At 40.2% G+C, this 7,522-nt stretch carries 6 protein-coding genes; all 6 read left to right on the plus strand.

The annotated features are described in order from the left end of the window. Window positions 1–239: 239 nt before the first annotated feature. The 6 genes from B2V92_RS10085 to B2V92_RS10110 all read left to right on the plus strand — a co-directional run bounded on the left by B2V92_RS10085 (window position 240) and on the right by B2V92_RS10110 (window position 7,495). Window positions 240–2,819: a TonB-dependent receptor gene (locus tag B2V92_RS10085; RefSeq protein ID WP_293307472.1), complete on the plus strand. Its 2,580-nt coding sequence runs from the start codon at window positions 240–242 to the stop codon at window positions 2,817–2,819. Window positions 2,820–3,219: 400 nt separating this feature from the next. Then, complete coding sequence (locus B2V92_RS10090) at window positions 3,220–3,813, plus strand: TIGR00730 family Rossman fold protein (RefSeq protein WP_293307474.1); 594 nt, start codon at window positions 3,220–3,222, stop codon at window positions 3,811–3,813. Between the two features lie 222 nt (window positions 3,814–4,035). After that, complete coding sequence (locus B2V92_RS10095) at window positions 4,036–4,497, plus strand: MaoC family dehydratase (RefSeq protein ID WP_293307476.1); 462 nt, start codon at window positions 4,036–4,038, stop codon at window positions 4,495–4,497. A gap of 60 nt (window positions 4,498–4,557) precedes the next feature. Then, a complete protein-coding gene (locus tag B2V92_RS10100) occupies window positions 4,558–5,097 on the plus strand; it encodes a hypothetical protein (RefSeq protein WP_293307478.1) in 540 nt (179 codons plus the stop codon). 506 nt (window positions 5,098–5,603) lie between these two features. After that, window positions 5,604–7,232 (plus strand): acyl-CoA carboxylase subunit beta, encoded by a 1,629-nt coding sequence (locus tag B2V92_RS10105; protein ID WP_293307479.1) that lies wholly within the window; start codon window positions 5,604–5,606, stop codon window positions 7,230–7,232. An 83-nt stretch (window positions 7,233–7,315) separates the two neighbouring features. Further along, window positions 7,316–7,495, plus strand: a complete 180-nt coding sequence (locus B2V92_RS10110; RefSeq protein ID WP_293307481.1) for a hypothetical protein — start codon at window positions 7,316–7,318, stop codon at window positions 7,493–7,495. Window positions 7,496–7,522 lie beyond the last annotated feature (27 nt).

Here is a 7,522-nt window from a genome sequence, read left to right on the forward strand (position 1 = left end):
TTTTAAAACCTGCGAGGTTTACAAATCAATGTAAGTAATATAAAAATCACAAAATAAAATTTGGCAGTTGGATTTTTTTAATATATTTGTCGACTAAATCTATAGGATTTATATAATAATTATGAGAACAAATCAAAAATCACGCTTCTATTGTTGTTGTTGCCATGCTAAAACAGTAATCGAATATTTTCGAACGGGACGTTAATCAACAATAAATAAAACAAACTATCAACTAAATCATGAACAAAAGTTTACTCTTTATCTTTTCATTTTTGCTTTCGGCAAGCATTGCTTTTGCCCAGAGTCCAATAACAGGTGTTATAAAAAAGTCTAACGGTGAGCCGGTACCGCGTGCAACCATAAAAGTAAGGGGCACCAACATTACGGTAAGTGCCGATGATAACGGTGCTTTTAAAATTGATGCAAAACAGGAACCGCCATTTTACCTTCAGGTAAGTTCGGTAGGTTATAAGCCACAGGATTTTCAGATTTTAAGGTATCAGGAAACACCTATCGAACTGGTTTTGGTAGAAAGTGCCCTTTTGGATGAAATCGTGGTAACCTCACGCCGCCGTTCGGAGGTTTTACAGGATGTGCCTATTCCAATAACCGTTATCGGTGGCCGTGCTGCAGAAAATGCAGGTGCCTTTAACGTAAACCGTTTAGAAGAACTGGTTCCTTCGGTGCAGTTATACGCTTCGAACGCCAGAAATACAACGCTTAACATCAGGGGCCTGGGCTCAACCTTCGGATTAACCAACGATGGTATTGATCCGGGTGTAGGTTTTTATGTGGATGGTGTTTACCACGCACGTCCGGCTGCAACTTCAACCGATTTTCTTGACATTGAGCAGATCGAAATTTTACGTGGTCCGCAGGGCACCTTGTTCGGTAAAAATACTACGGCAGGTGCATTTAACATCACCACCAGCAAACCAACTTTAACACCTAGCGCAAAAGTAGAATTAAGCGTAGGTAATTATAATTTTATCCAGGCTAAAACTTCTGTTTCAGGTGCCCTGGCAAAAGATCTTGCAGCAAAAATTTCAATTTCGGGTACACAACGCGATGGTACCATCTGGAATACAAGGGAAGAACGTAAATACAGCGGACAGAATAACCTTGGTTTTAAAGGTCAGTTGTATTATACCCCTTCAGAAAAATTACAGGTATTGTTAAGCGGTGATGTAAGCATTCAGCACCCGGCAGGTTATCCGCTGGTAATTGCAGGTGTTACCACAACCGAAAGAAGCGCTTACCGCCAGTATGCTAAAATTATTTCTGATTTGGGTTATCAACAGCCTAAAATCGATCCTTTTTCAAGAGAGATCAATACCAATACACCTTGGCGTCACAATCAGTCGATCGGTGGTATCTCGGTAAATGTTGACTATAAGATCGGTAACGGAACACTTACCTCTACAACTGCTTGGAGATTCTGGAACTGGGATCCGACCAACGACAGGGATTTCTCTGAGGTAGCGGCATTAACCAAATCGCAGGGTAATTCGCGTCACGATCAATACTCGCAGGAAGTAAGATACGCCGGTAACTTAACCGACAAGTTAAGCGGAGTAATCGGTGTTTATTTATTGGGCCAGAATTTAAAAGGTTTGGCACAAACAGAAGAAGTGGGCAAAGATCAGTGGAGATTTGTACAAACCAGCAATACAGGTAGTCAGGCTTTATACTCAACTCCGGGTTTATTAGATGGTTTCGGTATTAAAACCAACTCTACCATTAAATCGCTAAGTGCGGCTGTTTTTGCACAGGTTGATTGGGAAGTGTTAAAAAATCTCCACGTTTTACCGGGTTTAAGGTATACATATGATAAAAAAGATGTTGATTACGATAGAACAACCTATGGTGGTTTACAAACAACCGATGCTGCATTATTGGCGCTTAAAGCGGCTGTATATGCAAACCAACAATTTACAACTAAAGTAGATAACAACAATTTATCGGGTAACTTTACGGTATCTTATCGCCCTAGCCATAATTTAAACGTATATGGAACTTTCTCTACTGCTTACAAACCGGTTGGTGTTAACGTAGGTGGTTTACCAACTACCTCTACCGGTGCGGCCGATTTATCGGTAGCTGTTGTTAAACCAGAGTATGTACAACATTACGAGTTAGGTGCTAAAACGAAACCGTTTAAAGGAGCTATTGTAAATATCAGTGCATTTAATACCGATATTAAAGATTATCAAACCAATGTTCAGTCGCCACAATTGGGTGTAAACAGGGGATACCTGGCCAACGCCGAAAAAGTTAGGGTAAAAGGGTTGGAAATAGATGGAACTTATCAGTTAGAAAAGTTCTTAACCTTAAATGCGGCTGTAGCTTATCTTGACGGAAAATATGTGAAATTTACCAATGCACCACTTCCTTTAGAAGAAACAGGTCATACCGAAAATATCGGTGGTGTAGCTACTCAGGTTGCCTTTAAAGATGCTTCGGGTGGCAGGTTACCAGGTGTATCGAAATGGAATATCTCGGGCGGTTCAGAATTGAGTACTGCAGGTAATCTGGCTACCAGAGAAGGTAGGTATTTTATAGCCGGCGATGCCAGTTACCGTTCAGAATATTCATCTAACCCTACACCATCTAGCGTATTAAACGTTAAAGGTTATGCTTTATTTAATGCGAGATTAGGTTTTAAATCAGATAAATTCTCATTATTTGTTTGGAGCAGAAACATCGCCAACAAAAACTACTATGAGCAGTTACAGGCTGCTGCAGGTAACTCTGGTTTATATGCAGGTGTTTTGGGCGATCCAAGAACTTACGGAGCAACAATCCGTTATAACTTCTAAAAAAATGAAATAATCTTTTTCCCAATATATTTGATTAAAAGGAATGGTATTTATGCCATTCCTTTTTTTGTATCTACCAAACCTATCAGGTTTATTTCAAAAACAACCTTCTTAGATGCCCTGAGGTGATTTAGGTGGTCGATATTATTTTGAAAATGAACAGTTCAGTGTTGATGGCTGCCGGCAGCCCTGCTATCCCTCCAAGTCCTCACTCATACTTCGCTCCGGGCTTTCCGTTCTATCAGGTTTATTTAACAAAGGCTAAATGTTCCTGGGAGAAAAAACGACGAAACAAAATTTCTATCATTTTTTGCGGTATAAAATGGTTGTAACGGTATTGTGCAGAATTAAAATTTACAGAAAGCCGATAAAATCTTAACTTCGGTAAATTTTAGATTAAATGAACAAGCTTAATTCGGTTTGTGTGTATTGTGGATCAAACTTTAACGGCGATGTACAATTACGCAAAGCAATAAAACAACTGGCAGAAACGCTGGTTAAACAACAGATTAGGATGGTGTATGGTGGTGGAAGTGTTGGGGTAATGGGTATTTTGGCTAACGATGTACTCGAAATGGGTGGTTCGGTTACCGGCATTATCCCACAGTTTTTAATGGATAAAGAAGTAGGGCATAAAGGTGTAACCGAAATGATCGTAACCGAAAATATGCACCAGAGAAAACAGAAAATGGCCGATTTAAGTGATGGGTTTGTAATTTTACCAGGTGGTTTCGGTACGCTCGAAGAATTTTTCGAAGTGCTTACCTGGTTACAGCTCGGCCTGCACAATAAACCTATCGGTGTATTAAATGTAGATGGTTTTTACGATCCTCTGTTTGCCCAGATGGACATAATGGTGCAGCGCAAATTCTTAAAGTCTGCTAACCGCGACCTTGTTTTTAACGAAGCAGATGCAGAGATCCTGATCAATAAAATGGATGATTTTTCTGCCGTTCCGGACGAAGTCTGGTTCAGGGAAAAGAATTTAAGTTAATCATGTTACCGCTTTATGGTTGATAGCTCATACTTAATGGATCATAGTTGATAGTCAAATGGTTCATTGCTGATGGTCAAATGGTTCATGGTTGATTGTCAAATGGCAAAAATATAAGCAGAAAGTTAACCATGATCTATCAACCATAAAACCATCAACCAAAAAAAAAGAAATTTATAAACCCGCCATGCGCAAAACGCTTGACGCTAATACAAAATAACAATGCAAATTATTACCTCCCACGCAGAATTCGAACAACACCTTGGCAAGGAATTAGGCGTTTCTTCATGGCACACCATTACACAAGAGCAGATCAATAAATTCGCCGATGCTACATTAGACCACCAATGGATACACGTTGATGAAGAACGGGCACAGAACGAAGGTCCGTTTAAGGCAACTATTGCACACGGTTATTTAACCCTATCGTTAATTCCTTATTTATGGAAAGAGATTGTTGATATCCAGAATTTAAAAATGGAAATCAATTATGGTATCGAAAGTTTAAGGTTTGCACAGCCCGTTACCGTAAACAGTAAAGTAAGGTTAAAAGCCAAATTGTCATCTATCATCAATCTCCGTGGTGTAACTAAGGTAAATATGGGCATCGAGCTGGAAATCGAAGACCAGAAAAAACCTGCCTTTAACGGCGAAGTAGTTTTCTTATACCACTTTATCAATTAATTGGTTATGCTGTAGCGTATGGCTGATTTTTAACGTTATTAATTAAATGCATTTATGCTTATGAAAAAAATCAGCACATACCTCAGTTTAATTCTTGTTAGCCTGTTTATTCTTTCTTGTCAGAAAAAGAAGCAAGAAAATGCTGCTGCCGATTCATTTTTACCCATGCAGATCGGTAATTTATGGTACATGAACAATATGTCGTATACCGAGATAAAAGATACGGTGCGCATCAATAAAAAGCTTTTTTATAAGTTTTATTCCTTAGTAGGAGGCGATGCCAGTAGCACATTTTATCTGCGTATAGATGAGAACAACAAACTCATCGAAAGTTACCCCGGCGATCCGACCAAAACCTACACCCGAGCTGATTTTAATGCAAAAATAGGTGAGAAGTTTTTTACTACCGGTCAAAAGGATGAAAATGATAACGAAGTAACCGTTGTGCAGAAATCAGATAATGAAATGACCTTTTCATTCGATCCCGTTTATCATCCCAATTTAAAAGGCCATCCCTCCGAAGTAAAGTATATTAAAGGCAAAGGCTGGGCCGAAAAATATGAAAAAATAAAGATCGACGGCGTGGTTTATGGGAAATAGTTTAGCGCTATGCGTTTGGCGATTAGCGTTTAACTTGACATGTAAATAAAGCTTTGCGCGCTTTGCTGTCTTGCTTTGCTTACTTTGCGGTTAAAAAGCCACGCCTGCTCGATAACTCAGGCGGGGATGCACGGAAAAACACGGAGATTTAATCGCCCAACTCCATGTCCTCTGTGTTTCTTCTCTGTGATCTCGGTGGTTAAGAAATAGGCGGTTAACGTTAAGCGTTTAATAAAAGCTTAGCGATCTCAGCGACCTGTCTTTGCATGCTTTGCGGTTAAAAAGCCACGCCTGCCCGATAATTCAGGCGGGGATGCACGGAAAACACGGAGATTTAATCGCCCAACTCCATGTCTTCTGTATTTTTTCTCTATGATCTCTGTGGTTAAAAAATAAGTGTTTTGTAGTTAATAAAAATTTGGCCCACTTTGCGGTTAAACAACCCTGTAGACCAGAAACCGATTTGGTCAATGCTGTTTTTCTAAAATTAAATTTAAATTGCCTCCATGAATATCGAATTCAATAAAAACGAGGATGTGAACAAACAGTTGGTTTACGAACTGAAAACCAAACTCAAAAAAATCTATCTCGGTGGGGGCGAAAAAAATGCCGCTAAACAAAAAGAGAAAGGAAAACTTTTGGCCCGCGAGCGCATTGCCTATTTAATCGATAAAGATTCCAATTTTTTAGAGGTTGGCGCTTTTACTGCCGATGGCATGTATAAAGAACAGGGCGGATGCCCATCTGCAGGTGTGGTATGCGGTATAGGCTACGTAAGCGGCAGGCAATGTATGATTGTGGCTAACGATGCTACTGTAAAAGCCGGTGCCTGGTTCCCGATGACGGCCAAGAAAAACCTACGCGCACAGGAAATTGCCATGGAAAACCGCTTGCCGGTAATTTACCTGGTTGATAGCGCCGGGGTATACCTACCAATGCAGGACGAGATTTTTCCTGATAAAGAACATTTTGGACGGATGTTCCGCAACAATGCCATCATGTCGTCAGAAGGTATTGTACAGATTTCTGCTATCATGGGTGCCTGTGTGGCTGGAGGAGCTTACCTGCCTATTATGAGTGATGAAGCCATGATTGTAGATAAAACCGGTTCGGTATTTTTAGCGGGTTCTTATCTTGTAAAATCGGCCATTGGCGAAGAAGTTGATAACGAAACTCTGGGCGGGGCAACCACGCATTGCGAAATATCGGGTGTTACCGATTATAAACATCCTAACGATCAGGCCTGTTTAGATAGCATCAAAAATATCATGGGCATGCTTGGTGCTCCGGAAAATGCAGGTTTCGATCGCATTGCCGCTGTTAAACCGAAAGAAAAAGAGGAAGAACTATATGGTATCTTCCCCGAAAACAGGGATAAACCTTACGAAATGATGGATGTAATTAACCGCCTGGTTGATGGATCTGAGTTCGAAGAATACAAACAGGGTTATGGTCAGAGTATTATCTGCGGTTTGGGCCGTATTGATGGCTGGGCAGTAGGTATCGTTGCCAACCAGCGTAAAGTGGTCAAATCCAAAAAAGGGGAGATGCAGTTTGGCGGGGTAATTTATTCTGATAGTGCTGATAAGGCCTCGCGTTTTATCATGAATTGCAACCAGAAGAAAATTCCGTTGGTATTCTTGCAGGATGTTACCGGTTTTATGGTCGGCAGCCGTTCAGAACATGGTGGCATTATAAAAGATGGTGCCAAAATGGTTAATGCTGTGGCCAATTCTGTAGTGCCAAAATTTACCATTGTATTAGGTAACTCTTATGGTGCAGGTAATTATGCCATGTGCGGTAAAGCTTACGATCCGCGATTGATTTACGCCTGGCCAACAGCCAAAATTGCCGTAATGGGCGGTTCGCAGGCGGCAAAAACACTATTACAGATTCAGCAGGCCTCTTTAAAAGCAACAGGAGAGGTGGTTACACCCGAGAAAGAAGCCGAATTATTAAAAGAAATTACTGATAAATACGATAGCCAAACCACGCCATATTATGCAGCATCAAGGCTTTGGGTAGATGGAATTATCGATCCATTGGAAACGAGAAAAGTAATTTCAATTGGGATTGAGGCGGCCAACCAATCACCGATTACCAAAAAGTTTAATGTAGGGGTGATACAGACTTAAGCGCTGTCAGATGTTACTTTCTGATAATAAACGGTATTTTATCTAAAAAGAATAATTTTATTATCTTAGGTTACAGGCTTTTAATGAAAAGTATTAAAAATGAACTACAAAATATCATTTTTGGAAATGGATCAGTTGGGGCAACAAGCCAACTTAAAAAAGTACAAAGTTTCCTTAGAGCAAATGAGAAAGCAAGCTTCGGATCTGAAAAACAAAAGTATCTCAAAGGTAAAGAAGCAAGCGCTTTGAAGACAATTTGTTAAGGTGCTGTCAGATGTTACCATCTGACA

Source organism: Pedobacter sp. UBA5917 (genome assembly GCF_002432345.1).
GTDB lineage: Bacteria > Bacteroidota > Bacteroidia > Sphingobacteriales > Sphingobacteriaceae > Pedobacter.